Source organism: Dietzia cercidiphylli, from assembly GCF_039531545.1.
Taxonomy (GTDB): Bacteria; Actinomycetota; Actinomycetes; order Mycobacteriales; family Mycobacteriaceae; genus Dietzia; species Dietzia natronolimnaea.
The window spans coordinates 1-558 of sequence record NZ_BAAAQG010000038.1 but is presented as its reverse complement, the minus strand read 5'-3'; the positions used below and the strand labels follow the sequence as shown (position 1 = coordinate 558).

General features: G+C 64.0%; 1 protein-coding gene. It reads right to left on the bottom strand.

The window, feature by feature from the left end:
• A partial coding sequence (locus tag ABD250_RS18010) for an NAD(P)/FAD-dependent oxidoreductase (RefSeq protein WP_344393596.1) occupies positions 1 to 558 on the bottom strand: 558 nt, incomplete at both ends.

Below are 558 nucleotides of genomic sequence, written 5' to 3'. Positions count from 1 at the left end.
GGATCTTCCAGTCGTGCTGGTCGCTCCACACGTATTCAATGGGCGTGTAGGCGCGCGGCTGTTCCGGATGGATGATGTTGTAGGCCACGCATGCGGCCTGTTCCACCGCGTTAGTCCAGTGCTCGGTCCTGACGTCCTCGCCGTGCTTCTGGTGGCGCCAGCGGGCTACGTCGCCGACGGCGTACACGTTCGCAGCGTCGAGGGCTTGACAGTACTCGTTGAGCACGACCCCGTTGTCCACCAGCAGGCCAGATGCGCTGAGCCAGGAGTCATTGGGGATGACGCCAATACCGATCAGCACGGTGGCCGCCTGAACGCTCTCACCGTTGGTCAGGTGGAGGGAGAAGTTGCCCTCCTCGCCTTCGATAGCTTCCACTCCGGTGCCGAACATGGTGTTGACCCCGTTGTCCTGGTGAAGGTCTGCGAACCACTGGCCGATCTCAGGGTTAAAGAGGCGGCTCATGGGCACGGGCACCGGGTCGATGACGGTGACCTCCAATCCCAGGCCGCGGGCGGTGGCTGCCGCTTCGGCGCCGATGAACCCTGCCCCGATGACGG